Below are 24675 nucleotides of genomic sequence, written 5' to 3' on the forward strand. Positions count from 1 at the left end.
CCAGCCTCCGCAGGGGACTCACGGAGTGTGGCCCCAAGGAGTAAGCTGGCTGAACAACGAAACGGGCGTCAGAGAAGCCCGTCGGCGCCGCGTCCGAGACCCGGCGGCGACCGCCGCCGATGCGGTGGCGGCGCAACTCCGCGAGCGCTTCGGGGAACCCGTTCAGACAGACCTCGTGAAGCGCGGCTGGCAGCCGGACAGAGGCCAGCGGTGCCGGGCCGTCCATGCACTCCCAAAGCCCGAGCAATGACTGATGCCGCGAGCGTCCGCGTCGATGGACACGGGCACCAGTTCGGCCGTGGGGTGGATCAACCTGACTACGGTTCTCCTCCGGCGTTTCGCCTCGTTTGGTCGTGCTGCCCTTCATGGGCCGGTGACCCGAAAGGCGGCACCCTACGGATTCCATCCGCAACGGGTTTCACTCCAGCCGTCGGGGACGGGCCGCCGAAGCCGATCCGCGCCCATCCTCAAGGGAGTCTTTGGGGACGGGGACTGGCCCCGGAATCCAGATCGGAGGGGTCATCACGAATGACGGCGGGGATGGTGCGGGCGTGTCCCCGAGGGAAGTGTCGGCCCGCGGGCTGAACTGGTGCTTCGGCGTCTGCATGCTGGGACGCTCAAGGGTCGCCTGTAAGGGGTCAACCCTTGGGAAACGTCCTAATGTCTCACAACTTTTTCGGGATGTCTCGGAACGTATCCGGGATGTCGGCAGTCGTCGCCAGCCGCTTGTCGAACCGCTCCAGGCGGGTTCCGGCGAGGTCCAGTAGAGAGCTAGTAAAGAGCACCTGGGGTAAGGTTGGCGGAGCCGTTGTGAGCGCCCTCGCCGGTGCGCGGCGCGGACGGCCCCGGCGAGTGACTTACGGGATCGTCAGCGACTCCATCCCTCGTCGGCACGACGGGTGCGGTTCAACTCCTCGGCCGGTAGGCGCCACTGGGCATCACGCGCCCAGAATTGCTTGCCGGCCCCTGCGGGGAAGCGCTCGCGGAGACGGGCCAGGTATCACGGCGTACAGCATCGCCTTGTGGGCGTCGCGACCGGTCGCTGAGCGGACCCGGCATTCGATCCAGGCGTTGCCCCACGGGAGCACGCCCGTCGAACCGGAAGACTCGATCACGTCCAAGCCGGTGGCGCCGCTGCCTCGAAGTAGTGGCTCCTCGCCGTACACGAACTCACGGCGGGACTCGCGCGCCTGCCTCAGGAAACCGTGTCGCTTCCGCCGAATCCACGCTAGTAGGCCGCGAGGGTCGCTGCCAGCCGCACCGCCTCCTCGTCGGGGCGCGCGGCAACGCGCAGTAGTCCCTTTTTGCGGGGGTAGACGCCGAGATGCATGTGCTTGATTGCCTTGCGAACGACGACCTCGACGGAGATGCCGCCGACGTCCAGAAGGAAAGCCGAGATCGATCCGGGCTTCCGCCGGTTCCGACTCAGTGCCCCTTTAGGGAGTTGCATTACCGTGCGAGGCCCTTCTGGCCCGCTACCAGCCGGAGCGACAACAGTTTGCTGGGTCCGGGGGCGCACCCACCAAGCGAGCGGTGCCTTTCCACGGCGTACCAGAAGTCTCTGTCGCTAGTTCAGAGGCGCTTGGAACTCCAATTCCACTGCGCTGATGTCGTACCAGTCGATTCCCCGATCCGGGTAGCCGTCCGGATCGTCTGGACCGACCGGGCGTTCCACCAGAACTGCAAGCCTCGACCGCAATACGTCGAAGCCCACGGCCCTGTGGCGCACGCGAACCGAGCCGACGAGCTCGGTGGCGGCGTAGATATCCAAGTACGAGAATTCCTCCCGGTCCCGATTGGTGAGGACCCAAAGGCGGTCTTGGTCATCCACCCAGTAGTGTACGCCGTAGCGTTCCGGTGTGCTGCGAAATCTCTCAGGCTCGCACGGCATCTGAAAAAACGTGGCGGCTGGGGATCGACAGCGCTCGAGGTATCGCTCCACATCCTCTGGGCTAGGATACTCGGGCGCGAACAACGGACGTTGTACCACAACCCCGCTCTCGTCGTCGGGATCCGCCAAGAAAAACATCTGCCCCCGGCAAAGAGTAGTAAAGACCATGCTTCCCGACGCAAACCTGAGTGCGCCACCCAAGTCGGTAGAAAGCCTCCTACCCGATGGTGCCACCGGAGGCGGGCAATCGGCCTCGGCGGCCATCGATCCTGAATAAACTCTCTCCCAGAGAATCTCTCCCGTTCTTACGTCAATCACCTACGGCCTCCGCAAGTCCAGATCTAGCGAAACCAGCCGTCCTACCTTCCACAAGACCCGGCTCACGCCCGTCGCAGTCAGAGTCCGCCGCAAGCCCTGACTCAACGGCAAGCTCGGCTTCCTGCGCGTAGATCCCTAACCGCTGAATGATGGGGCTAAATCTCGAACGCGAGCGAGAGACCCATTAGACGACATGAAACCGTGAAATCGGCCCGGAACTGCGATGCCGAGGGCGCTTGTCTACCTTCTCGATCGCGGCTGTAACGTGATCATCGTAGTTGCACGACTCCCGCCAAAGATGCCGGAGGCGTCACAGGGCTCGGTAGGCTCCGTGCCCGGAATGAAGATCTCCGTGTAACGCTGGGTTTCCGGGCACCATTCGGAGGCGAGGAGCCCGGTCTTGTCGTCCACCGCGAGCCTGATCAGCTTCTCGGGCAGCGGCCAGGGGTCGGGGATCTCCCTGAGTGCCGGAATGACCGGCTCGTCCTCCTCCCCTTCCCATCCGTAATAGACGCTCCGCATGAAGTTGCCCCACACGGGAGCGGCGTCTCCCCCCCCTGTAGAGCCGGGACGGATCTCCTCGGGTTGGTCCATCCCGAACCAGACGATCGCGTGAAGGTCGGGGGTGAACCCGTTGAACCACGCATCCGTCGAGTTGTTGGTCGTCCCGGTCTTGCCGGCAGCCGGGACTTCGTACGGCAACCCCGCGACCAGCCGAATCGCCCTGTAGCCGGTACCTCTCGCGACCACGTCCTCCAGCATGTGGACCATAACCCGCGCCTCCAGACTGTCGAGCACGGCCGTCTTCTCCGGCTGGGGCTCCCATAACACCTCGCCCTCGGCGTTCTCCACACGCACGATGCCGTGGGGCTCGACACGGGTGCCCAGGGTGGCGAAGGAGGCGTAGGCCTTGGCCATGTCGATGGGGAGGACTTCCGCCGCCCCGATGGTGGTCGACGGGAAACGCGGAATCTCGGTGCTCAGGCCCAGCCGGGTGGCCATCTGGGCGACGGTCTCAATGCCCACGTCGTCCCAACCGAGCCTGATGGCGATCATGTTGCGGGACTCCCTCAGGCCTTGGCGGATGGTCATGCCTCCCTTGAAGGTCTCGTCGAAGTTCTGCGGAAGCCACGGCTCGCCGCTCACCTGCATGTAGGCAAAAGGCGCGTCAACCACGATGTGCGAAGGCGGAATTCCACTCTCGACCGCCGCAGCGTAAACGAACGGCTTGAACGACGAACCCGGCTGGCGCAGGGCTTGGGTGGCGCGATTGAATTTGGAGTGGACGAAGTCGCGGCCACCGACCATCGCCAGCACTTCTCCGGTTACCGGATCCAGCACGACCATCGCCCCTTGGACGTACGGGGTCTGGAGGGCTTCGGTGGCTTCCGCGAACTCCCCGTAGCGCGGGTGTTTGAATCCGGGCCGAACTTCGATGCTCCGGAACCCCTCTTCCATGGCCCGCTCGGCGAGGAACTGCATGTCGAGGTCCAGCGTGGTCTGGATTTCAAGGCCGGCGGTGTACAGTTGACTGCCATAACGATCGTCCAAGATCTGCCGGATCCATTCCGCGAAGTACGGAGCCGCCGGTGTCCGGTCGGGGGTCGCTGGCGTCGGGAGGGGAACGGCGGCCCACCGCTCCAAGTCGGCCGCGCTGATATAGCCCTGCTCGGCCATGCGGCGCAGCACTAGGTTGCGTCTGGATCGTGCCTGTTGGGGATTCAGGAAGGGGTTGTAGCGGCGGGGACGGTTGGGGATCGCCGCCAGGAGAGCCGCTTCTGCGGGATTGACCTGAGTGGTGGGCTTGCCGAAGTACTTCAGCGAGGCGGCTTCGATGCCGTACACCCCATCGTAGTTCACCTGATTCATGTAGGCTTCGAGAATCTGTTCCTTCGAGTAGGCACGCTCCAGCTCCAGCGCCACTTGGGCCTCCTTGAGCTTGCGCAGAAGTCGCTTCTCGTAGCCGATGTCCTCCTCCCAGATGTTGCGCGCCAGCTGCTGGGTGAGCGTGCTGCCCCCGCCGTGCTCCAGGGATCGGGTGAGAATAAGGTCGCGGGCCGCGCGCGCGATCCCGATCGGGTCCAGGCCACCGTGGTTGTAGAAGCGCTTGTCCTCCACCGCGACGAAGGCTCCCGGGACGTACGCGGGCAGAGAGCCGATCGCCACCGGCGTCCTGCGCTGGATGCCGAACTCTTGGATGAGCCGACCGTCACGGGCGAGGAGCTTGGAAGTCGTGCGCGGCTCCCAGTTGTAGATCTGGGCGATGGAGGGGCAATCGTTGCAGAGGTTTCGCCAAGAACCCCACATGAAACCCAGAACGAGCCCCGCAGTGGCCAAAAGGGTCGGGGCTATCACTGGAATTGCGAACGTCCGAAGCGTTGAACTCAAGGATTTCATCTTTTTGGGGCAACGGCGCGGAGTGCGCGGATCTAAGGCGGAGGTGACGAGCGGGTCACAAGAGTTCTGAAGCGCTCCCCGTAACCTGGTTGGACAATCTCGATCGGGCTACCCCGCGTTTCCCTTACCGGATCCGCACCCGTCCCGATCCCTGCGCTCACGGGCCACCGTCACCCGTTTCTCCACCTTTAGTCTAGATCTCGTCCGTTTTCTCGGCGTAACCGCAAGTCCTGGCGGGCGTTAGCCATGAGATCACAGGCTTCTCGGGTTGCCGGAGCGGCGCTCTTCGGTTCAGAGTAATGCCGGAAGGGCTTGGTGGGCCCGTAGGGGGCTGCGGAGCCCCCGGCTCGCCGGAGCCGGTCTTGAGAGAGCCTCCGCGATCGCGGTAAAGTCTTACGTCGGCTTGAGTTTCAGCGCGCTGCGGGCCAGCACCACGAGGTTGTGGGCGACGATCGCCGACCAGACGTAGGCTCGGAAGTGATCGAGGCCCCGCCAGGCGCACCCGTCGGAGGCCGAAGCACCGTTTGAGATACGAGATTCCCGCCTCTATGCCGGCCCGGAACCGGCGGAGCTGCTCGTAGATCCCCGGGGTGGACGTCATGTCCGCCGGCTGCAGTCCCTTCTTCCTGTGGAACATCACGTCAGTGACGCCCAATCGCCTTGGCTTCCTCCAGATTGCGCTTGTTGGCGTAGCCGGCGTCGCAGGCCACCTGCCTAGGCACTGAACCGTAGATCTGAGCATGGCGCTCGATCATGGCGATGCAGCGGCTGCTGTCCGCCGGATTCCCCTTCTCGACCACCGCGTCGAGCACCAGTCCGCTCGCCCCCGTGCTGAGATTCCTGAGCCGGGACTTTCTCGCCCCGCGGCACCCGGCGCTCCGTCTGGTCGATGACCCGCTCGACCAGTTGCCGGCAGTGCAGGGCGTGCTCCCGCCACCCCCGCAACCCTTTGCATCCGTCCGCCACTTTCAGAGCGCCCTGCAGGTAGCGCGGTGTCCGTCTCGTCATCCCGAGCAGTTCCCGGTAGGCCGCCACGCGCCGCCTTCCGCGGCGGCGTGATGCTCTCAGGGCCCACCGCTTCGCCGCCCGGCGGTGGTTGTGGAAGGGGAAGGCGTCCGCACCCAACTCCTTGCGGACCTTCACCATAAGCCGGTTCAGCACCCGAACCCCGTCGCAGACACCCGGTTGATCCGCTCCCACACCTCCGCGCGAACCGCCCCGATGCACCGCTGCAAGGCCGACTTCTTCGGTGGCCGCACCGGATTGACTCGGGCAAAGTGCTTCGCCGAAGCGGAATCGAGCAGCGCACCGCATCCGCGAGGCGCTGGCCAGCGATCCCGGGGATTTCAACGGGCCGATCGAGGTAGACGAGACCTATGTTGGCGGGCTGGAGCGCAACAAGCACAGATCCAAGAAGCAGCGGCTCGGACGCGGCCCCGTCGGCAAGGCCGCCGTGGTCGGCGCGAAGGATCGGGAGAGCGGACAGGTCGCGGCGCGCGTGATCGAGCGCACCGACCGCGAGACGCTACAGGGCTTCGTGGACGACCACGCCTCCTCGGGCGCGACCGTGTACACGGATGACGCCACCGCCTACAAGGGCATGGACAGGCCGCACGAGACGGTCAAACATTCGGCAGCCGAGTACGTCCGGGGCAAGGCGCACACGAACGGCGTCGAGAGTTTCTGGGCCACGCTCAAGCGCGCGTACAAGGGCACGTTCCACCGTCTCTCGATCAAGCACCTGCAACGCTACATCGATGAATTCGCCGCGCGGCACAACGTCCGGGAGCTGGACACGCTCGACCAGATGGCGCACGTCGCCGCCGGGATGATCGGGCGACGGCTCATGTACCGGGATCTGATCGCCGACAACGGGCGGTCCGCGATGGCGCGGTGAGTTGGATGAGTTCGGCGTACAGAACCCGTGCTGCGCCGCGCGAGCGAATCGTCAGGGGGGTGGCTCTACCGTCGGGGGCGGTGGCGGAGGGACCGCTTGCGGATCAGCGGGAGGCGAGAACCTAAAGAGCCCGCCCACGATCTCTGGCAAGGCCAAGGCCAAGAAAGTGAAGTTGCTCTGCCCGATGATGTCCATGCCGATCAGGACATCGCACCCCGCGCATTCGGCTTCGAAAACCGGAAGGAACGGAAACAGGATTTGGTTCGGAAGCCAGAGGCTGGCGTAGTAGACGTCGCACTCCCGGTTCCCCGCTGGTGTCTGGACGGTCTCTGTGCGAGCAAGAAGCAACTGGGCACCCCGCCTGACCGCTGACGTAACGGCCGTATGGGTCGCTCCGGTATCGAACAACCCTATGTTGCGTCCGAAGGACGCCGGGGCGGATACCCCTTGTTGCAATCGCACGGACGCTGGGGTCTCGCTGGCTCTCTGAACCCATTCCGGCGCTGGCAGCGGCGGCCCTACACTTACGTCACAAGTGATCTTCCGGGGGTGGCCAACTAGAAATTGCTGGAAAACATGGCCGTGACGGGGGTTGTCGGGCATGTGCGAAGCTGCTTTTTACGCGACGCGAGAGTGAAAGACCGCCGGCGGATCCTCGGTCTCGGGAACGCAGTGATGGATGGAAAACCGCCCAGGCTCCAGCTTGTGGCGGCGCACGGCTAGATCATACGCTTCGGCCTCGCCATCGCAGGCATCCACAACCCTTCCGCCATGGATGATGACATACTTGCCACGGTGGTCTAGAACAAGATCGTTACGGTTGCGCTTGAAGAACTCCACTTGCTTCCTCACCTCGTCGAACATCTCCATAACCTCTCTCCAAGGAAACGCGAAAAAGGCCGGTTCCTGTAACATTCTTTAAGGAAGATGTCAAGGGTTTGCCGATTTGTCCACCAAGCGGCTTGCCCGACCTTCCGCCCCTTGACGCGGGCTAGAGCCCCGCTTTTCCTCACCACGCCCGGGCGGATCCTCCCTTCTGGGAGGGGGCTTCACTCGTCCTTGAACATGCCTGCACCGATACCGAAACACAGCGCGACGAACAGTAGACCGTCGAGCGCCTCGGCGATGTGCATCTGCACAAGCGCCTCGCGGGTGATCTCAGCGGGTTCATCGCGAATGGAGTTGCGCTCCTTGGCGCGACGTGCGTGCGCCCGCAAGAGAGTCCTAAGCTGCTCTAGCGTCGCCATCACTTCATGCTCCCGAGTTGGGGGGACGATCAGGCTCGCTTGCGAAGCAACTTCTGTGCTACCTGCTTCGGCGTGACGCCTTCGAACTCCGGGTTGGGCGATGGCGTGTTCTCCCACTTGCGGATCAGGGCGCGCCGTTCCTTCTCGGCACGCGGCTTGTCCAGGTTTCCACGTTGTCGTCCACCGGGCTGATCGGTCATCGCCTGCTCCTTGTTTGCGGGCGTCCAACGTTCTTGGGTAGGGGGGGACACTCACCCGAATCATAACAAGTCCCGGAGCCGCGCTGCAAACCTCTAGGGCAGCCTCCCTGAGCGGGTTCTACTTGCTCCGGGCCGACGTTATGATTCTCCCGCCGTTGATCCCAGAGCAAAGGAGGAATCCCCCGATGAGCCTTGTGATTACCTTGCGGACGCCAGATGGCATCGTCTTGGCCTCCGACACCCTCACAACCCTTAATCGCGCAGACAACCCGCCACAGGGAGGCAACCAACCAGCAACGCGCACGGTTGCGAGTTTCCCGGTTTCGTTCGCCGCCTCGAAGGTGTTTCCGTTCCTCGAAACCTTCGGCGTAGGGACCACCGGCACGCCGATCATTGCTGATAAGAGCGTCGGTCGCTTGCTTCGGGAACTGGAGACGGAACTGGCTTCTGCGCCGGTTAGCTTGACCGTCGAGAATGCAGCGGACAAGATCGGTGCTCGTATCGCGCGAAGCATGAAGACGGCTCCAGACGCAGAGTCCCGCAACGCTTCCGTGGAGTTCGTGGTCTCCGGGTATGAACAGGATGGAGCTCCCATTGATGCGATCCGAAGGGTGGCGGCTGGGACCGTGACAGGCTCCTCGAAACCTGGCCAGCCGGGGTTGGGGTTGAGCGCGGTCGGCGAGGGCGGTGTAGTCGGGGCCTTCATGCAACTGGCAAAGAGCCTTCAACTGGAACCTGCGGTGCGATTTATCGCGTTGCCGGACGCGGTAGCGTTCGCTACGTTCCTCATCGAAGCAACGGGGGGCTTTCAGCGGTTCTTTCTGGCACCACAGACTGTTGGCCGAGATGTTGACGTTGGAATCATCGAGCCGGGGGAGGCATTCAGATGGGTTCGGAGAGCAAGTCAAGCGGCGTTGAAGTGATCGAACGGCTTGAGTTTCCGGTCTCGGACTCCAGCAGTTTTTCCTACTCGGTAGAGAGTGCAGGTCCGGCTGAACGCCGCGTTCGCCGCCATGAGGATCCGCCTCGGGTGCTGCACTTCCGCCCCACCCTGACGGGTATTTCTCTCCGGTAGGACGCGCTGAGCAGGGTCGTCCGGGCGGCCCTAGGTCGGCCCCCCCTTACCTTCGCCAACGCACCTGATGCGCGCCGCTGCCCAACGAGCGCCTGACGGTCGCAAGATGGACCCGGCCGTAGTAGACCTCCAGCCTCAAGGCCCGGCGCGATGTGGCCGTCCACCTTGTGCCCATACCGGTCAGGGCCTCCTCGATGGCCAGCGAACGCAGGGTGATCGCGTCAGCCATCGGGCGCGTCACCATGATGATCAGCACGGCGCCGCGCTCGGTGGCGGCGGCCTCGGTGATGAACTGGCAGAGATCCCGCGCGAGGCTGGCCGGGACGGGTCCCGTGACCGACTTGCCGGGACACGCTTCTGCGACGGCCTGCAGACGCTGCTCCTCATTTCGCCGTCGAAGCGCCCCTCGGGCCTCCTGGGCCTGTCGCTCTCTCTCCACGCGCTGACGTTCGGCCTCTTCGGCATCGACCGCAGGGTCGCTCCCCGGAGGCGCGTCCGCCTGTTCGATGGCTGAGGCGGCGCGGGCGCGGGAGATCCCGCCATTCATGTCCGGTTCTCCCGCTCTTGCGGCACGGTCCAGCAGGGTCCCGTCCAACGGCAGGAAACGCAGATCGTGCAGCCCTGTATGACTTTATACGATTTCCTGCCCGGATTCGGACTACCTACAATCCGCTGGGCGGGGATTGCCTTGGTGGGCTTCTGTGTGTCCCGGCCCTAAAGGCCTTTCTGACATTGTTTCGATGCGGCTGGAGTCACTTCGAGACGGACCTTCTAGCGGCCAGCTTCCTGGCTCTTCGGGCCGGATCTCGATGGGCTTGGAACACGCGGGACGATCGGGTCACGGAGCCACCCCTGCGCAAGTCGTGGGCCAACGCTCCGGTCGCCCGCTCCTTCTGCAACCAGCACTCGATCAGCCACTCCCATCCCAGACAACGTCGGGCTGTCGAGGGCCGAACTCCGATAAGCCGGTTCATCTGATTGCTCAGCGCGAAGCCGTCGGGATAACCCAGGCCACACGCGACGGAGTGCAGGCTCTGCGATGAGTTCTGCAGCCGGAGGACAGCGTGCAGAATCCGGCAGAACTGCAACCAGTGCGAAGGCACCGGCAGCCCTCTCGACACGAAGCGGCGTCCCAGTGCGCGGCGCGACAGGTAGATCGTCCGGGACAGGCTGGCGATCGTGGTGAGGTGTCTCGCCAGCCTCACCGTGCGACGAATGATGTCGCATGTGCCGCGGTCGACCCGCAATCCTCTCCACGCGAGATACTCGGTGAACTCAACCGGGAGGTCGGTGGGAGGTCGGCGGATGAGCGACTTCATGTCGCCCGGATCGATGTCGTTGTGGTGAGGAACGATGGCTGTCGGCCTACATCGCCCGATGACGTGGAGAAGATCCGTCTCCGCCGTCAGCGACGAAGCGGGCGGAAGAATGAGAATCAGGACGACGCCCGCCGGTCGCCGGCGTGCGACCCTCAGGTCGTCGGCCAGCTCCCCCGTCCCCAGACGCCAGATTAGAGCCGAGCCCCTGAGTCCCCTCTCACGTTCAATGAACTCGGCCGTAGCCGTGAGCGGAACAAGCTTCCGGTACGGGACGGAAAAGAGCAGAAACGGCGGCTGGGGGCGCTTTGAGCGGGGCATGGGCGGTTCCTTTGCAAGATGCAGGCGACGGACAACAGTAGTCGCCCACGATCAGCGACCTATCAGCAAATGACGAACGCAACACCCCGGAGGGTTCGAGGGTTGGCCGTACCCGGTCGTGGTGCTGCGCCCGGGTGACGGGCTGACGGCCCCGGTGGACGACGGCTGAACGGGCCCTTCGCCACACCTGCTCGCGGCTGGCGCAACAAGGCTCAAGGCCGAATGATTCCAGTCCGGGTTGCACGCCAACCCGGCGACGATCGGGAACCCACACACCCGGACGAACGTCCAGGAGGCCGCAGATGAACCGGAGCACAACCGTGATCGCCATCGGGATCGCTCTCGCCATGGGAACCGCCGGAGACGGTACGGCGACGCATCTCGCGGCCCAGGAGGTGGGTCCCGCCAACGGCTCGCTGGTCGTGGTGGGGGGCGCCATGCAGGATCTGGGCATCGTGCGCCGCTTCATCGACCTGGCGGGGGGCCCCGACGCCCCCATCGTCGTGATCCCGACCGCGGGCGGCGCGGCCGAGTACGACCAGTTCTACCCCGGCCTGCGCCAGTTCCGGGCGGCGGGCGCGACCAACCTGACGGTGATCCACACCAACGACCGTGACGAGGCCGACGGCGAGGCCTTCGTCAGGCCGATCCGGGAGGCCGGCGGCGTCTGGTTCCCGGGCGGGCGGCAGTGGCGCATCGCCGATTCCTACCTGGACACGCGCACCGAGGAGGAACTCCACCGCCTGCTCGAGCGCGGCGGCGTCATCGGCGGCTCGTCGGCCGGAGCGTCCATACAGGGGTCGTACCTCATCCGCGGGGACACGCAGACCAACACCATCATGATGGGCGACCACGAGGAGGGGTTCGGCTTCCTGCGCAACGTGGGCATCGACCAGCACCTGCTCCGCCGCAATCGCCAGTTCGACATGCTCGAGGTGATGGAGGCGATGCCCGACCTGCTGGGCATCGGCATCGACGAGAACACCGCGATCGTGGTTCAGGGCGATGAATTCGAGGTGATCGGCGAGAGCTACGTCGTCATCTACGATACCTCGGTGCAGATCGACACCGGCGGCGACTTCTACTTCCTGGCCCCCGGCGACCGGTTCAACATGGCCACCCGGGAAGCGCGGCGGCCGGCGAACACGGCGCGCCCGCTCGACCGCGTGCAGCGGCGGCCGGGGGGGTAGCGGCCCGGGCTAGCCCCCCGACCCCGCGGCCTCGGCCAGCGCCTCCAGTTCGTTGTCCAGGATGTCGCGGAAGAGCTGCGTGGGCAGGGCGCCCTGGACGGGGAACCCGTTGATCAGGAAGCTCGGGGTTCCGCGCAGGCCGAGCGCGCGGGCGGCGCGTCCGCCGTCGGCGATGCGGCGTCCGGGCCGCTCCTCGGCGATGCAGGACTCGAACTGCTCCGAGTTCAGGCCCAGCTCGGCGGCGTAGCCCAGGAAGTGGGGCATGGGATCGCCACTGTCCTTCCAGGTGCGCTGATCCTCGAACAGCCGCACCATCATCCCCTCGAAGTCGTCCTGCTCACCCGCGCACTCGCCCGCGAGCGCCGACAGGTCTCCGTGGGGGAACATGCCGGTCACGATCGGGATGTACTTCCACAGCACGGTTCCGGCGTCGATGTACTCCTCCTGGAGTACGGGGAAGGTCTGCTGGTGGAACTGGCGGCAGAAGCCGCAGCCGAAGTCGCTCAGTTCGGCGATGCGCAGCGTTGCTTCCGGGTCTCCGAAGTCGTAGCCCAGGCCCGGGAAGTCGATCTGCTCGCCGGGGAGCGTTTCGGGAGGGGTGATGACGAGGCTCCGGGTGAGGGACTGCGTAGATGCGTCCTCCGCGGGAGGATTCGCGTCGCCCTCTCCGCCCGCGCAGCCGGTCGCCAGCGCGAGAACGAGCGGGGCCAGGGCCCGGCGGCGAAGCCTTGCGGCGAGCCGACTCCCGCCGGGCGGCGTGGGGTGCTGTAGCTTCATCGTTACTTTCCGATCTTTGGCTGAAGTTGTGCGTGGAAGGAGCCGTGTCACCGGCGGCGCAGGAGGCGCGAGATCAGCATCCCCGCGACCACTCCGAGAACCAGGGAACCGGCCAGCGCTCGCCCGCTCCATACCCGCGGCTCGCGGATTGGGGCCGGTTCCGGGATGTGCGGGGCAAGTGCGGTGGATGGTACCGGGTCCGTCGGCTCGCCGACAAGGGCGCAGGCGGCGCATTCGGCAAGCCCGCGGTCGCGGGCCGTCCGGTTGCCGAAGCTCAGCGACGAACCGCAATCGGGGCAGGTGCCGTCGGCGGGCGCCGGTTCGATCATGCCGTAGAGGGCGCCCTTGGAGAGATCGAGCTGGTCGGCGATCCGGTTGACACTCTCGTCGGAGTCCCAGTACATGCGGTTTACCACCTTCGCCAACTCGGTCGGTCCGACGGTCATCGATCCTGGTCCTCCGGCTGCCCTTGACCCGGTTCGCGGCAGGCGGACAGAATAGCCCCGCCCCGAACGACATGCGAACAAACCGGATTTCCATGCCCCCTGCATCGACGGGAGGCTATCTCCCGATACCCGTCTCGCACGGCCTGCTGGAGGCTGTGCTGCGCCGGCCGCCAGAGGCGCTGCGCGGGGCCGCGGTCATGTGCCACCCGCATCCCCTGCACGGGGGCACGATGCACACCAAGGCCGTGTACCGCGCCGCCCAGGGCATGACCGAGGCCGGACTGGCGGCGCTCCGCTTCAACTTTCGCGGCGTGGGGCGCAGCACCGGTTCCTACGACGGAGGGCTTGGCGAGACCGAGGACGCGCGCGCCGCGCTGCGGCACGTCGAGCGTCTCTTTCCGGGGCTGCCGCTGGTGGCCGGCGGATTCTCGTTCGGGTCGCTGGTCGCGCTGAGGGCGGGCGCGGGCCATTCGCGCGTCGCGGCCATGGTCGGCGTGGGGCTCGCCTTCGACCGCCACGACTACGGGTTCCTGGCGGAGGCGCGCTGCCCCGTGCTCATCGTTCAGGGCGAACGCGACGAGTTCGGTTCGGGAGCAAGGGCGGTGGAATTCGCCCGCCAACTGGGCGAGCCGGTGGAGGCGGTCGTCATCCCGGGAGCGGACCACTACTTTCACGGGCACTTCGACGAACTGCGCCGCGGCATACGGGAGTTCCTCACCCGGCCGGCGGTCGCGCGGGCGCTGGAACGGAAGCGGGTTGAGACAGGATGAGAGATCGCAGCCGCATTGTCGGCAATCTGGAGGCTATCTACACCAGCGCCTTCAGCAGGGCCGAACGCGAGAACGACCGTGCCGAGATGGATCGGCTGGACTTCGCCTTCCAACGCGACCAGCTCTACCTGGAAACGCTGCTCGACATCCGCGATCTCCTCCTTCCGGAAGCGGAAGGCGCCGTGGACAAGGCCACGAGCCTGATCGACAAGGCGAAGGTCATCAGGAGGGCCGTCAAGCTGCGGTAGCCGACTTGGACATGTAGATGTCCGGCCGGCCCCGGCCGTTGGCGTCCGGCATGCACCCGGTGACCACGTAGCCCAGGCGGCGATAGAAGAGAAACGGGTGCCGGCCGCCCAGGTCCCGCAGTGCGGCGAGGTGACGCGGGACATCCTCGTAGAGGTCCGCCCCCGCCAGAGAGGTCTGCGCGCCGTCGTCGTCGGTACCGAGCGTGAACGTCAGCGCGCCGCGGCGCCGCGCCTCATCCTCGAATGCGGCCACCAGCGCCCTTCCCACCCCGCGAAGCCGATGCTCCCGCCGTACGACGAGCGGGTGCAGCTCCCACACGCGGCCCTCGTATTGCGGCAGACCGCCGATCCACCCCAGGAGACGGGCGTCGTCGAGGGCGGCGAAGGCGAAGCCCTGGCGAAGGACTTGCGACACCTCCTTCGCGGCGGCCTCCAGATCCGGCCACCCCCGCGGATGATCGTCGAAGCCCTCAACCAGCAGCGCCGCGGCCTGCCCGTGCACGGCGTCGGACTGGCCGCCCAGCTCTGTGATCGTCACATCCCTCTCCCTGTGTGCGGTTCGCACGGCGCTCGGCCCCGGAGCAGGGGTCATGCACCGGTATTATACTCCGCACTGGATGCACGCTGGCGTCGTGCACGGACCTGCGATGGATGCGGATGAAGATCTATACCAGACGAGGCGACGAGGGAGACACCGGCCTGCTGGGGGGCGGGCGCGTGGCCAAGGACCATCCCCGTCTGCACGCGTACGGCACGGTGGACGAACTCAGCTCGTGCCTCGGGCTCGCCCGCAGCCGGACCGGGGTTCCGGCCACCGCCGCCCGGCTGGCCTGGATCCAGCGCGATCTCTTCGCCATCGGCGCCTCCCTCGCCCGTCCGCCGTCCGCGGAGGGACGCAGGCGGCCACCGGTGCCCGAGGTGCCGGTCGAGCGGGTCGGCGAGATGGAGGCATGGATGGACGAAGCGGACGCCGGGCTGCCCCCGCTCCGCAACTTCATCCTGCCGGGCGGTGCGCCGGCCGCCGCGACGCTGCACCTCGCTCGCTCCGTGTGCCGGCGGGCGGAGCGGGTCACCGTGTCGCTCGCGGCGCGCGAAGCGGTCGACGAAGGCATCGTCCGCTACCTCAACCGGCTGTCGGACCTGCTCTTCGTGCTGGCCCGGGTCGAGAACCACGCCGCGGGAACCGCCGACCAGACCTGGGAGAAGTGAGCCGCCTCGCCGGCGAGGTTACAAGGGAACCGCAGGGCGCGAGCCCGGCACTTCCGGGGGACGTGGTCCTTGCAACCGCTATTGGCTTCCTGCATCATTCAGCGCGATATGGAGCCGGAATAACGCTCGGTGGGCCCGCGGTGTGCAGGTCGGCAATGCGCCATGCCCCGGGCCACTTCGAGTCTCAGGAGGGACCATGACATACATCATCACGGAGCCGTGCATCGGGACCAAGGACGCGAGTTGTGTCGAGGTCTGTCCGGTGGACTGCATCTACGAGACCGAGGATCAGTATCTCATCCATCCGGATGAATGCATCGACTGCGGAGCGTGCGAGCCGGAGTGTCCCGTGCAGGCCATCTTCCCGGACACGGATGTCCCCGACGAGTGGACGAACTACATCGAGAAGAACAAGGACTACTTCGAATGATCCCCGGCGGACGGCCGGTATTTGCCTGAGGGTCACCCCTTCCCGGCAGGGGCGCGAGCGGGTCGCGCCGGGGAATCGGGGCGTCAGATGATCTAGATGCCCAGTTCCCGCAACTGCTCCGGGGTGAGCGCTCGCCGGTAGGCGTCCCGAGCCCGCGTGCGGTGGCGGGACCGGGTGCCGACGAGGATGAGGGTAGCCACGGCAGCGGCACCCAGCAGGCCAACGGTAAAGGCTCGGATGATCCCCTCCCCATTTTTCAGATCCCTGATTCCAAACAGCCTTCGCCGCCCCTTCATAGCATGAACCGTGCCTCGCGCAATTCGGGCGCCAATCCTCGCCTGAGGGCGGCAATCTCCCCACTTCGGGCGCACATGCCCGAATCATGTCAGGTGCGTGCAATCGGAAAACCGGCAACGATCTTGCCGGAGCCACTGAAAACTGATGCCCGCCCGGGCCGTGGGCCACCCCTCGGCGGGACTCCGCGATGACCCCGCGGGAGAGCGTGGAGGGCCGCGCGAGGGAGGGCGACGCGCTCGCGCTGGCGCGCCTCCTGGTGGCCGTGCCGTCCGTCAATCCGCGCATCGAGGCTTCCGGCGGCGGAGAGGGGGAGATCGCCGCCTGCGCGGCCGGGTTGCTCGAAGGCTGGGGATTCGATGTCTTGCTGACGGAGCCCGAGGCGGGCCGCCCCAACGTGGTCGGACGCATCGGCGACGGGCCCCGCAGCCTGATGTTCAACGGCCACCTGGACACCGTCGGTGTCGAGGGGATGACCATCGACCCGTTCGGCGCGCAGGTTCGGGACGGACGCCTGTGGGGGCGCGGGTCGTGCGACATGAAGGGTGGCGTGGCGGCCCTCCTGAGCGCCGCGGCCGCGCTGGCGCGCCGGGGTCCGCCTGGTGAACTCATCGTCGCGCTGACCGCCGACGAGGAGCACGCCAGCACCGGAATGGCCGGGCTCACCGATGCCGGCGTGGGCGCCGATGCCGCCGTAGTGTGCGAGCCCACCGGGCTCGCGGTCATGCCCGCCCACAAGGGATTCGTGTGGGTCGAGGCCGCCTTCGCGGGACGCGCCGCGCACGGTTCCCGGCCCGATCAGGGGGTGGACGCGATTCTGCACGCCGCCGAGTTTCTCGTCGCCATGGCCGAGTACGAGCAGAGCCTGTTCGAGCGGGCGCCGCATCCCCTGCTGGGCTGGGGGTCGATTCACGCGGGGACCATCTCCGGGGGGGCTGCCCCGTCAGTCTATCCGGAGCACTGCGAGGTCGTGGTGGAGCGGCGAACCCTGCCCCACGAGTCGCCCGAGGCCGTCATGCAGGAGCTCGCGGCCGTGGTGGCGGGGCTCGGCGAGGAGGCACGGTCCGGCGCCGCGCTGCGCATGACGCTGGAGCGTCCGGGGACCGAGGTGCCGGAGGCGTCACCACTGGTGCAGGGCCTGCTCGGGGCGATCGCCGCCAGCGGACGGGATCCGACCATCGAGGGCATGACCGCCTGGGTCGACGCCGCCTTCCTGAACCGGTCCGGGACTCCGGCCGTATGTTTCGGTCCGGGGTCGATCGCGCAGGCACACTCCGCCGACGAGTGGATCGCGGTCGACGAGATCGAGGCCTGCGCGCGCATCCTGGAGGGTTTTGGCCGGGAGTTTCTGTCCGGAGGAAGGTAGATGAAGAACGATCCCGCGACCGGCGGCACAGCGCTCGACAAGGTGCGCCAGGCCACAATCGACCGGTTGTGCGAGCGGTTCGCCGAGGATCGCCTGTCCATGCGCGACTTCGAGCGCCGCCTTGATCTCGCGCATCGGGCGACCTCGACCCGTCAGCTCCCGGCGCTCGTGGCCGGTTTCCCTGCCACGACGCAGCAGCCGGCCGGCGGCACCCCCGTCCCGGCGACTCGCGCGCACCAAACCCTCCCCGCGGATGTGGTGCCTCTGGAGAGGGTGCCGGCCCGGCAGTTCATGGCAGGTGTCCTGGGAGCGAGCACGCGGGGTGGGGCGTGGATCGCGCCCCGCGAGATGTACGCCCTCGCGCTCATGGGGGGCGTCGAGCTCGATTTTCGGGAAGCCGGCTTCGGGCCGGGCGTGACCGAGGTCACCGTCTTCGCCCTCTGGGGCGGGGTGGACATCATCGTCCCGCCGGGCCTCCAGGTCGAATGCAGCGGCGCGGGCATCATGGGAGCGTTCGAACGGACGCCCGACGAGCTCGCGGACGCGCCCGTGGCTTCCTCGGATCCGGGATCTCCCGTGTTGCGGGTCAACGGGGTGGCCCTGATGGGTGGCGTTGACGTGACCACGCGGCTGCCGGGCGAGAGGGAGAAGGACGCGGCCCGCCGCCGCAAGCTGGCGCGGAAGGCGCGCCGCAAGGAGCTCCGCGGATGGTGAAGGAGCTTGCGCTGGTGTCGGTGCAGATGGATCTCGGCGCCGGGCGGCGCGGCGTGGACATGGGACCGTCCGCGATGCGCATCGCCGGCCTCAGGGACAAGCTGGAGCGACTCGGCTATCGTGTCCGCGAGATGGGAACGGTGGTGGCGACCGATCCCGAACGCACCGAGCAGCGGGACCTGCAGGCGCGCTACCTGCCCGAAGTCGAATCCGTGTGCCGCCGCGCCCGCGACATGGTCGAGGATGCGCTGGTGCGGGGATGGATGCCGCTCGTGCTGGGCGGCGACCACAGCATCGCCATCGGATCCGTGGCCGGCGTCAGCCGCTTCTACGCGCGCAGCAGGGAGAGGATCGGCCTCATCTGGGTGGATGCCCACTCGGACATGAACACGCCCGAGTCCAGCCCGTCCGGCAACGTGCACGGGATGCCGCTCGCGGTGCTGACCGGCCACGGGCCGCAGGTGCTGAGATCGCTGGCGGACCGGCACCCGGCGGTGCGGCCGGAAAACGTGAGCATGATCGGGGTGCGCGAAATCGACCGGGCCGAACGGGAGGTGGTCAGGTCATCCGGCGTGCGCGTGTTCACCATGTCGGAAGTCGACGAGCGCGGCATCGCCTCCTGCGTGGACGAGGCGATCGCCAGAGCGAGCGCCGGCACCGCGGGGTTCCACCTCTCCTACGACCTGGACAGCCTCGATCCCATGATCGCACCGGGCGTCGGCACGCCCGTGGCCGGGGGGCTGACCTTCCGCGAAGGACACCTGATCTGCGAGAAGGTGGCGCGGTCGGGAAGGCTCGTCGGCCTGGAAATGGTGGAGCTCAACCCCGTCCTGGACGCGCGCAACCGCACCGCCCGGATGGCGGTGGGGCTGATCGCCTCCGCGCTGGGGCAGACGATCCTCTGAGGGCCCTGCCTACGCGCAGTGCTCGTCGAAGGCGCTGCCCAGGTCGGCGGCGATCTGGTAGGCCGAATGCCCCTCGATCTGGTGGCGTTCCATCATGTACACGAGCTCGCCGTCCTTGAACAGCGCGACCGACGGCGACGACGGCGGGTAGCCGGCGATGTACTCGCGCGCCTTGGCCGTGGCGTCCATGTCCTGACCGGCGAAAACGGTGGTCAGGATCTCGGGACGGTTCTCGTTTTCCAGCGCCAGGGCGACGCCGGGGCGCATGGCGCCGGCCGCGCAACCGCAGATGGAGTTGACCACCAGCAGCAGCGGGCGGTCCTCACCGTCCACGACCGCTTCCACCTGGTCGGACGTGCGCAGTTCCTGAAAGCCCAGGCGGACGAGTTCCGCGCGCATGGGGGCGACAATCATCTCCGGGTATGGCATCGGGAAATCACTCCGCTCGCGGGGGACGACGGGGAACGGGATGCGCAGCCGGCGATGGTACCTCACCGGATCGCTGCTTCGGACATCCCGCTGGGCGGAAAGTAACGAGGAGCGAACTGTCGCCTCAAGTCCTGGTACTATTGGTTTCGGGAATCTCACACGAAGCGGGAGGCTGCCGCGCTCGCATGGTGAAGGCCACGACCTGCATCGTCCATCTGCGCGTCAACGGAGACGATTACGCGCCGGGCGTGCCCTCGCACTACACGCTGCTGGAGACGCTGCGGTACGTCATCGGGCTCACCGGCTCCAAGCAGGGCTGCGACAAGGGCGATTGCGGGGCATGCACGGTCATTCTCGATGGAGAGCCGCACCTGTCGTGCATCACCCCGGTGCTGGCGGCGGAGGGGCGCGAGATCCGAACCGTGGAAGGACTGGCAGGCGCGGGCCGTCCGCACCCGCTGCAGGACGCCTTCGACCTCAACGGGGCGGCGCAGTGCGGGTTCTGCACCCCCGGCATCCTGTGCTCGGCGGCCGCCCTCCTGGAGCGCAACGATGCGCCGAGCCGGACGGAAATCCGGGAGGCGCTCGCCGGCAACCTCTGCCGCTGCACCGGCTACACCAAGATCTACGACGCCGTCGAGTCGGCGGCCGCGGTGTTGCGCGGGCAGAGCGGCGGGACGGAGAACGGGGAATGAGCGATTCTCCGCGGCGTGACCCGGCCCTTGGGGAGCTTGCGCTGTGGGCTGAGACGGACGACGGGTCCCGGCCGGATTCGGGGGCGGCGTCCGGCGACGCCGCTCATCCGGCACCCGGGGTGGGGTCCGGCTTCACGCTCATAGGCAAGCCCCAGCGCAAGGTGGACGGGCTGGCCAAGGCCACGGGCAAGGCGGCGTACACCGACGACATCTCGCTCCCCGGGATGCTGCACGGGAAAATCCTGCGCAGCCCGCACCCCCACGCCCGCATCCTCTCCATCGATGCCTCCCGGGCCCTCGCGCTCGAGGGCGTGCACGCGGTCGTCACGGGCCGCGACATGCCGGTCCGCTACGGCATCATTCCCTGGACGCCCGACGAATACCCGCTGTGCGTGGAGCGGGTGCGCTACATCGGCGACGGGGTGGCGGCGGTGGCGGCGGTGGATGAAGACACCGCAATCCGGGCGCTTTCGCGGATCCGCGTCGAGTACGACGAGCTGCCCGCCTGTCTCGATCCCGCAGAGGCGCTCGCCGCCGATGGGAGCGAGGAGCATCCCTTCATCCACGAGCCGCGCCGGGAGGGACGGAACGGCAACGTCACCAAGCGGGTGCAGCTCAGCTTCGGCGAGGTGGACGAGCGCATGGCGGACGCCGACGTGGTGGTGGAGGGCGAGTACTTCTTCGAGGGCACCACCCACACCCCCATCGAACCGCACTGCGCCATCGGCCGCTACGACGAGAACGGGCGCCTGACGGTGTGGTCGGCGACCCAGGTGCCGCACTACCTGCACCGCGAGCTGGCCTCGGTTCTGGGGCTGGACCCCGCGACCATCCGGGTCGTGCAGCCGCCGGTGGGCGGGGCGTTCGGCGGCAAGTCCGAGCCCTTCGACCTGGAGTTCTGCGTCGCCCGGCTGTCCATGGTGACGGGGCGCCCGGTCAAGATCCTCTATACCCGCGAAGAGGTGTTCTACGCCCACCGCGGGCGCCATCCCTTCCACATGAAGTACCGCACCGGCGCCGACGAAGAGGGTCGGCTGCAGGCCGTCGATGCGGAGGTCGTGCTGGACGGGGGCGCGTACGCGTCCTTCGGGCTCGTGACCACGTATTACGCGGGCCAACTGCTCACCGCCCCCTACGCCATGCCCGCGTACAGCTTCGATTCCACGCGCGTCTACACCAACAAGCCCGCCTGCGGCCCGAAACGCGGCCACGGCTCGGTGCAGCCGCGCTTCGCCTTCGAGGTGCAGCTGGACAAGCTCGCCGAGAAGCTGGCGATGGACCCCATCGAGCTCCGGCGCGTCAACTTCATGGGCGGCAACACGCGCACGGTGAACGAGCTGCGCGTCACCTCGAACGGCTTCCTGGAGTGTCTGGATGCCGTGGAAAAGGCGAGCGGATGGCGGGAGCGCCATCGACGGCTGCCGCCGGGGCGGGGACTCGGCGTAGCCGGTTCCTGCTACATCTCCGGAACCAACTACCCGGTCTATCCCAACGAGATGCCGCAGTCGGCGATCCAGTTGCAGGTGGACAGGTCGGGGCGGGTGGCGGTGCTGAGCGGAGCATCGGAGATCGGGCAGGGGTGCGACTCCATGGTGGCGTACATCACCGCGGAGGAGCTGGGCGTGCCGCTCGAGTACGTGCGCGTATTGGCTGGCGACACCGACTTCACCCCGGTGGACCTGGGCGCCTACTCGTCGCGCATCACCTTCATGCTCGGCAACGCCTGCATCGATGCCGCCCGCAAGCTGCGCAGGAAGGTGCAGGAGGCCGTAGCGGAGGACTGGGAATGCCCGCCGGGCCAGGTTCAACTGGCGGGAGGGTGGGCGTATTACGCGCCGGACACCGGGCGCAGGATGCCCATCGCCCAGGCCTTCAACCTGGCCGAGGCGCGCTTCGGCACGCTGGGGGCCACCGGCTGGTACAACACGCCGCGCGACAACCACGGCGACTACCGCGGCGGGACCATCGGCGCATCGCCAGCGTACTCCTTCACGGCGCACGTGGCCGAGGTCGACGTGGATGTGGAAACCGGGGTCGTGGACGTGGTCCGGATCTGGGTGGCGCATGACTGCGGGCGCGCCCTGAACCCGCTGCTGGTGGAGGGTCAGATGGAGGGGTCCGTCTACATGGGCTTCGCCGAGGCGCTCATGGAGGAGCAGATCTTCAAGTCCGCCGCGCAGGGGCGCGCGGGGCTCCACAACGCGCCCTCGCTCCTCGACTACCGCATTCCCACCAGCCTGGACACGCCGGAAATCGAATCGCTGATCGTCGAGTCGATCGACCCGGAGGGCCCCTACGGCGCCAAGGAGGCGGGCGAGGGGCCGCTGCATTCCTCGATCCCGGCGATCGCCAACGCCATCCACGATGCCACGGGGGTTCGCATGGACCGTCTGCCCTTCTCCGCCCCGAACGTGTGGAGAGCCATCCAGGAGGCCGGGGGGCCGAAGGCGCTGGAGCCGCCGCGGCGCCGGACCGCACCGCCTCGGGAGCCCGCGAGGGTCGACAGGACGGCGGTCGGGGTGGGCCGATGAGCGCCGCATTCAGGCACGTAATACACGCGAATTACAGGCGCTTGGCGCGCCCCGCCGCGGCCATCGCGGCCCTTCTCGCCCTGGCATCCTGTGATTCCGGGTCTTCCGTCGAGGAGGCCCGCCTGCTGGCGCTGTCGGAGGGGACGGCGGAGGACTGGGGCATCGTGCGCTCGACGCTTGCCCGGGCCTGGGACGAAGAACTGCACCGCCTGCCGCTGGGCGAGACCATGGCGCGCATCGGCGTGACCTTCGTGGGCACCGCGTACGTGCCGCAGACCCTCGAAGTGGAGGGCCCCGAGCGCCTGGTGGTCAACCTGCGCGAGCTCGACTGCGTCACCTTCGTCGAGAACGTGCTGGCGCTGGGCCGCTTCGTTCATCTCCACGACCCGTCGTTGCTCGACGATGAAGCGCGGCTGCGCGCCGAGTACCGGCGGCTGCTCACCGAGATCCGGTACCGGGGCGGCGACCTGGAGGGCTATCCGAGCCGGCTGCACTACTTCTCCGAGTGGATCGCCGACAACGAGGCGCGCGGGCTGGTGCGCGACATCTCCCGGGAGTTGGGCGGGATGGCCGACGACACCCCGATCGACTTCATGTCGGCGCACCCGGATGCCTACCGGCAGCTCGCCGAGCCCGGCGTGGTCGACGAGATCGCGCGCGCGGAGGCCCGGCTGAGCGCGCGGCCCCGCTACTTCATCGGCGAGGCGCACATCGAGGACACGGCTCCGGGTATCGCCAACGGCGACATCATCGCCGCCACCTCCACGGTGGACGGGCTCGACATCGCGCACACCGGGCTGGCGCTGGTGCGCGACGGCGGCGTGTTTCTGCTCCATGCTCCCCTGGTCGGGTCCGCTGTCCAGATCAGCGAGGTTCCGCTCGCCGAACGCGTCCAGCGCATCGGCGGCCAGGACGGGATCATGGTGGCGCGACCCCTGGAGCCCGGCACTGCCGGCGGAGATCGCTGAATGCTGCGCCTGCCCCCGTTCCGCTACCACCGGCCCCGAACCATCGACGAAGCCGTGGGGCTGCTGGACCGATGGGGAAGCAGGGCGCTCCCGGTCTCGGGGGGCACGGACCTCATCCCCAACATGAAGCATCGGCTCTTCACCCCCGAACACCTGGTCGCGCTCAGGCAGATCCCCGGCATGAGGGGGTTCCGGCGCGACGGCAGCGCGCTGGTGATCGGCGGGGCGGAGACGCTGGCCTCGGTGGCGCGCCATCCCGAGGTGCGGCGCCGGTTCCCGTCGCTGGCGGCGGCCGCAGGGCAGGTGGCGGGACCGCAGCTGCGCAACATGGGCACCCTGGGCGGCAACATCTGCCTGGACACCCGCTGCACGTACTACAACCAGACGGAGTTCTGGCGCGACGCCCTCGGGTACTGCCTCAAGAAGGATGGGGATGTGTGCCACGTCACCCGCGTGGGGAAGAAGTGCGTGGCCGCGCATTCGGCCGATACCCCGCCCGTGCTCATGACACTGGGGGCGACCATCGAGCTGGCCGGACCCGAGGGGCGCCGGCAAGTGGGCCTGAACGACTTCTTCCTGGCGGACGGCATCTGGAACAGCCGCAGAAAGCCGGGGGAAATCGTGACCCGGGTGCGCATTCCCTTCCCCTCGCGTGACAGCCGCGCCGCGTACACCAAGCTGCGCCAGCGGCGCTCCATCGACTTCCCGCTGCTGTCGGTGGCCGTCTCCGCCGACTTCCAGCGCTCCGGGCGGGTCTGCCAAATCATGGGCGTGGTGACCGCGCTCGGCGCCCGGCCACGGCTGCTGACCGGATGGGCCCGCATCGCGCTGGGCCGCACGCTCTCGAACGAGGTGGTCGAGGCGCTCGCGGAGCGGGCCCACCGCCAGTGCCATCCGCTGGAAAACGCGATCGTCGATGCGGACTGGCGCCGGGCGATGGTGCCGGTGCAGGTTCGTCTGGCGCTGGAGGCGCTGCGGCCCTCAGCCGCGAGTGCTTCGTAGGGCCGGCCACACACCCCCAATCCGCATCCGCCCAACCTC

Annotated in this window: 26 protein-coding genes; 14 read left to right on the forward strand and 12 right to left on the reverse strand. The window is 67.5% G+C overall.

Features of this window, described 5'->3' with window-relative positions:
• Positions 1 to 1567: 1567 nt before the first annotated feature.
• From OXU32_02205 to OXU32_02215, 3 genes are all read right to left on the reverse strand, one after another.
• Entirely contained in the window at positions 1568 to 2209 is a 642-nt protein-coding gene (locus tag OXU32_02205) for a hypothetical protein (GenBank protein ID MDE0072781.1), read from the reverse strand.
• 240 nt (positions 2210 to 2449) lie between these two features.
• The gene (locus tag OXU32_02210) at positions 2450 to 4564 is read right to left on the reverse strand and encodes a PBP1A family penicillin-binding protein (GenBank protein MDE0072782.1); all 2115 of its coding nucleotides are present in this window, start codon (positions 4562 to 4564) and stop codon (positions 2450 to 2452) included.
• A gap of 683 nt (positions 4565 to 5247) precedes the next feature.
• A complete protein-coding gene (locus tag OXU32_02215) occupies positions 5248 to 5418 on the reverse strand; it encodes a hypothetical protein (GenBank protein ID MDE0072783.1) in 171 nt (56 codons plus the stop codon).
• Between the two features lie 500 nt (positions 5419 to 5918).
• Here OXU32_02215 and OXU32_02220 point away from each other — a divergent pair, with 500 nt between their 5' ends.
• On the forward strand, positions 5919 to 6503 hold the full coding sequence (locus OXU32_02220; GenBank protein ID MDE0072784.1) for an IS1595 family transposase: 585 nt from the start codon (positions 5919 to 5921) through the stop codon (positions 6501 to 6503).
• A 618-nt stretch (positions 6504 to 7121) separates the two neighbouring features.
• Here OXU32_02220 and OXU32_02225 read toward each other — a convergent pair.
• The 3 genes from OXU32_02225 to OXU32_02235 form a co-directional block, all read right to left on the reverse strand.
• The gene (locus tag OXU32_02225) at positions 7122 to 7373 is read right to left on the reverse strand and encodes a hypothetical protein (protein MDE0072785.1); all 252 of its coding nucleotides are present in this window, start codon (positions 7371 to 7373) and stop codon (positions 7122 to 7124) included.
• A 179-nt stretch (positions 7374 to 7552) separates the two neighbouring features.
• Entirely contained in the window at positions 7553 to 7750 is a 198-nt protein-coding gene (locus tag OXU32_02230) for a hypothetical protein (protein ID MDE0072786.1), read from the reverse strand.
• A 29-nt stretch (positions 7751 to 7779) separates the two neighbouring features.
• Complete coding sequence (locus OXU32_02235) at positions 7780 to 7950, reverse strand: hypothetical protein (protein MDE0072787.1); 171 nt, start codon at positions 7948 to 7950, stop codon at positions 7780 to 7782.
• Positions 7951 to 8135: 185 nt separating this feature from the next.
• On the opposite strand from OXU32_02235, the gene OXU32_02240 reads away from it, so the two are divergent.
• A complete protein-coding gene (locus OXU32_02240) occupies positions 8136 to 8873 on the forward strand; it encodes a hypothetical protein (GenBank protein ID MDE0072788.1) in 738 nt (245 codons plus the stop codon).
• Positions 8874 to 9071: 198 nt separating this feature from the next.
• Here OXU32_02240 and OXU32_02245 read toward each other — a convergent pair whose 3' ends face one another.
• Together OXU32_02245 and OXU32_02250 are read right to left on the reverse strand one after the other, a co-directional pair.
• The gene (locus OXU32_02245) at positions 9072 to 9572 is read right to left on the reverse strand and encodes a hypothetical protein (GenBank protein ID MDE0072789.1); all 501 of its coding nucleotides are present in this window, start codon (positions 9570 to 9572) and stop codon (positions 9072 to 9074) included.
• A 205-nt stretch (positions 9573 to 9777) separates the two neighbouring features.
• Positions 9778 to 10662, reverse strand: coding sequence for an AraC family transcriptional regulator (locus OXU32_02250; protein ID MDE0072790.1), 885 nt, complete (start codon positions 10660 to 10662; stop codon positions 9778 to 9780).
• A 302-nt stretch (positions 10663 to 10964) separates the two neighbouring features.
• On the opposite strand from OXU32_02250, the gene OXU32_02255 reads away from it, so the two are divergent.
• Positions 10965 to 11852 (forward strand): cyanophycinase, encoded by an 888-nt coding sequence (locus OXU32_02255; GenBank protein MDE0072791.1) that lies wholly within the window; start codon positions 10965 to 10967, stop codon positions 11850 to 11852.
• Positions 11853 to 11861: 9 nt separating this feature from the next.
• Here OXU32_02255 and OXU32_02260 read toward each other — a convergent pair whose 3' ends face one another.
• Positions 11862 to 12629, reverse strand: a complete 768-nt coding sequence (locus tag OXU32_02260; GenBank protein MDE0072792.1) for a thioredoxin domain-containing protein — start codon at positions 12627 to 12629, stop codon at positions 11862 to 11864.
• Between the two features lie 47 nt (positions 12630 to 12676).
• A complete protein-coding gene (locus tag OXU32_02265) occupies positions 12677 to 13075 on the reverse strand; it encodes a hypothetical protein (protein MDE0072793.1) in 399 nt (132 codons plus the stop codon).
• A gap of 92 nt (positions 13076 to 13167) precedes the next feature.
• Between OXU32_02265 and OXU32_02270 the strand changes: the two genes are divergently transcribed.
• Together OXU32_02270 and OXU32_02275 are read left to right on the forward strand one after the other, a co-directional pair.
• Positions 13168 to 13845 carry an alpha/beta hydrolase gene (locus OXU32_02270; protein ID MDE0072794.1) on the forward strand — a complete coding sequence of 226 codons (678 nt, stop codon included), beginning with the start codon at positions 13168 to 13170 and terminating at the stop codon, positions 13843 to 13845.
• A complete protein-coding gene (locus OXU32_02275) occupies positions 13842 to 14093 on the forward strand; it encodes a hypothetical protein (protein ID MDE0072795.1) in 252 nt (83 codons plus the stop codon). Before OXU32_02270 ends, OXU32_02275 begins: the two co-directional genes overlap by 4 nt.
• On the opposite strand, the gene OXU32_02280 is transcribed toward OXU32_02275, so the two are convergent.
• Positions 14080 to 14631 carry a GNAT family N-acetyltransferase gene (locus OXU32_02280; protein MDE0072796.1) on the reverse strand — a complete coding sequence of 184 codons (552 nt, stop codon included), beginning with the start codon at positions 14629 to 14631 and terminating at the stop codon, positions 14080 to 14082. The two genes, OXU32_02275 and OXU32_02280, sit on opposite strands and share 14 nt — an antisense overlap.
• A gap of 119 nt (positions 14632 to 14750) precedes the next feature.
• Here OXU32_02280 and OXU32_02285 point away from each other — a divergent pair, with 119 nt between their 5' ends.
• The 5 genes from OXU32_02285 to rocF all read left to right on the forward strand — a co-directional run bounded on the left by OXU32_02285 (position 14751) and on the right by rocF (position 19011).
• A complete protein-coding gene (locus tag OXU32_02285) occupies positions 14751 to 15302 on the forward strand; it encodes a cob(I)yrinic acid a,c-diamide adenosyltransferase (GenBank protein MDE0072797.1) in 552 nt (183 codons plus the stop codon).
• Between the two features lie 196 nt (positions 15303 to 15498).
• Positions 15499 to 15732 carry a ferredoxin family protein gene (locus tag OXU32_02290; protein MDE0072798.1) on the forward strand — a complete coding sequence of 78 codons (234 nt, stop codon included), beginning with the start codon at positions 15499 to 15501 and terminating at the stop codon, positions 15730 to 15732.
• Positions 15733 to 16216: 484 nt separating this feature from the next.
• The gene (locus tag OXU32_02295; GenBank protein MDE0072799.1) at positions 16217 to 17392 is read left to right on the forward strand and encodes an ArgE/DapE family deacylase; all 1176 of its coding nucleotides are present in this window, start codon (positions 16217 to 16219) and stop codon (positions 17390 to 17392) included.
• Positions 17393 to 18106 carry a DUF1707 domain-containing protein gene (locus OXU32_02300; protein ID MDE0072800.1) on the forward strand — a complete coding sequence of 238 codons (714 nt, stop codon included), beginning with the start codon at positions 17393 to 17395 and terminating at the stop codon, positions 18104 to 18106.
• Positions 18103 to 19011: an arginase gene (gene rocF, locus OXU32_02305; GenBank protein ID MDE0072801.1), complete on the forward strand. Its 909-nt coding sequence runs from the start codon at positions 18103 to 18105 to the stop codon at positions 19009 to 19011. Before OXU32_02300 ends, rocF begins: the two co-directional genes overlap by 4 nt.
• Before the next feature lie 9 nt (positions 19012 to 19020).
• Here the strand turns inward: rocF and OXU32_02310 are convergent, their stop codons facing one another.
• Positions 19021 to 19440 carry a BrxA/BrxB family bacilliredoxin gene (locus tag OXU32_02310; protein ID MDE0072802.1) on the reverse strand — a complete coding sequence of 140 codons (420 nt, stop codon included), beginning with the start codon at positions 19438 to 19440 and terminating at the stop codon, positions 19021 to 19023.
• A gap of 185 nt (positions 19441 to 19625) precedes the next feature.
• Here OXU32_02310 and OXU32_02315 point away from each other — a divergent pair, with 185 nt between their 5' ends.
• Genes OXU32_02315 through OXU32_02330 form a run of 4 tightly spaced genes read left to right on the forward strand, consistent with a single transcriptional unit; the run spans position 19626 to position 24636 of the window.
• The gene (locus tag OXU32_02315) at positions 19626 to 20135 is read left to right on the forward strand and encodes a (2Fe-2S)-binding protein (protein ID MDE0072803.1); all 510 of its coding nucleotides are present in this window, start codon (positions 19626 to 19628) and stop codon (positions 20133 to 20135) included.
• Positions 20132 to 22666 carry a xanthine dehydrogenase family protein molybdopterin-binding subunit gene (locus tag OXU32_02320; GenBank protein ID MDE0072804.1) on the forward strand — a complete coding sequence of 845 codons (2535 nt, stop codon included), beginning with the start codon at positions 20132 to 20134 and terminating at the stop codon, positions 22664 to 22666. Before OXU32_02315 ends, OXU32_02320 begins: the two co-directional genes overlap by 4 nt.
• Before the next feature lie 41 nt (positions 22667 to 22707).
• Positions 22708 to 23634, forward strand: coding sequence for a DUF1460 domain-containing protein (locus tag OXU32_02325; protein ID MDE0072805.1), 927 nt, complete (start codon positions 22708 to 22710; stop codon positions 23632 to 23634).
• A complete protein-coding gene (locus OXU32_02330) occupies positions 23635 to 24636 on the forward strand; it encodes an FAD binding domain-containing protein (GenBank protein MDE0072806.1) in 1002 nt (333 codons plus the stop codon).
• Positions 24637 to 24675: the final 39 nt, after the last annotated feature.

The sequence above is a fragment of the Gammaproteobacteria bacterium genome, from assembly GCA_028819075.1.
In the GTDB taxonomy this organism is placed as follows: domain Bacteria; phylum Gemmatimonadota; class Gemmatimonadetes; order Longimicrobiales; family Gaopeijiaceae; genus BD2-11.

What these genes read in the sequence shown, in the direction of transcription:
- OXU32_02225 (MDE0072785.1), bottom strand. Translation starts at nt 7,373, where the DNA reads ATGGAGATGTTCGACGAGGTGAGGAAGCAAGTGGAGTTCTTCAAGCGC.
- OXU32_02230 (MDE0072786.1), bottom strand. Translation starts at nt 7,750, where the DNA reads ATGGCGACGCTAGAGCAGCTTAGGACTCTCTTGCGGGCGCACGCACGT.
- OXU32_02235 (MDE0072787.1), bottom strand. Translation starts at nt 7,950, where the DNA reads ATGACCGATCAGCCCGGTGGACGACAACGTGGAAACCTGGACAAGCCG.
- OXU32_02240 (MDE0072788.1), top strand. Translation starts at nt 8,136, where the DNA reads ATGAGCCTTGTGATTACCTTGCGGACGCCAGATGGCATCGTCTTGGCC.
- OXU32_02245 (MDE0072789.1), bottom strand. Translation starts at nt 9,572, where the DNA reads ATGAATGGCGGGATCTCCCGCGCCCGCGCCGCCTCAGCCATCGAACAG.
- OXU32_02250 (MDE0072790.1), bottom strand. Translation starts at nt 10,662, where the DNA reads ATGCCCCGCTCAAAGCGCCCCCAGCCGCCGTTTCTGCTCTTTTCCGTC.
- OXU32_02255 (MDE0072791.1), top strand. Translation starts at nt 10,965, where the DNA reads ATGAACCGGAGCACAACCGTGATCGCCATCGGGATCGCTCTCGCCATG.
- OXU32_02260 (MDE0072792.1), bottom strand. Translation starts at nt 12,629, where the DNA reads ATGAAGCTACAGCACCCCACGCCGCCCGGCGGGAGTCGGCTCGCCGCA.
- OXU32_02265 (MDE0072793.1), bottom strand. Translation starts at nt 13,075, where the DNA reads ATGACCGTCGGACCGACCGAGTTGGCGAAGGTGGTAAACCGCATGTAC.
- OXU32_02270 (MDE0072794.1), top strand. Translation starts at nt 13,168, where the DNA reads ATGCCCCCTGCATCGACGGGAGGCTATCTCCCGATACCCGTCTCGCAC.
- OXU32_02275 (MDE0072795.1), top strand. Translation starts at nt 13,842, where the DNA reads ATGAGAGATCGCAGCCGCATTGTCGGCAATCTGGAGGCTATCTACACC.
- OXU32_02285 (MDE0072797.1), top strand. Translation starts at nt 14,751, where the DNA reads ATGAAGATCTATACCAGACGAGGCGACGAGGGAGACACCGGCCTGCTG.
- OXU32_02290 (MDE0072798.1), top strand. Translation starts at nt 15,499, where the DNA reads ATGACATACATCATCACGGAGCCGTGCATCGGGACCAAGGACGCGAGT.
- OXU32_02295 (MDE0072799.1), top strand. Translation starts at nt 16,217, where the DNA reads ATGACCCCGCGGGAGAGCGTGGAGGGCCGCGCGAGGGAGGGCGACGCG.
- OXU32_02300 (MDE0072800.1), top strand. Translation starts at nt 17,393, where the DNA reads ATGAAGAACGATCCCGCGACCGGCGGCACAGCGCTCGACAAGGTGCGC.
- OXU32_02310 (MDE0072802.1), bottom strand. Translation starts at nt 19,440, where the DNA reads ATGCCATACCCGGAGATGATTGTCGCCCCCATGCGCGCGGAACTCGTC.
- OXU32_02315 (MDE0072803.1), top strand. Translation starts at nt 19,626, where the DNA reads ATGGTGAAGGCCACGACCTGCATCGTCCATCTGCGCGTCAACGGAGAC.
- OXU32_02320 (MDE0072804.1), top strand. Translation starts at nt 20,132, where the DNA reads ATGAGCGATTCTCCGCGGCGTGACCCGGCCCTTGGGGAGCTTGCGCTG.
- OXU32_02330 (MDE0072806.1), top strand. Translation starts at nt 23,635, where the DNA reads ATGCTGCGCCTGCCCCCGTTCCGCTACCACCGGCCCCGAACCATCGAC.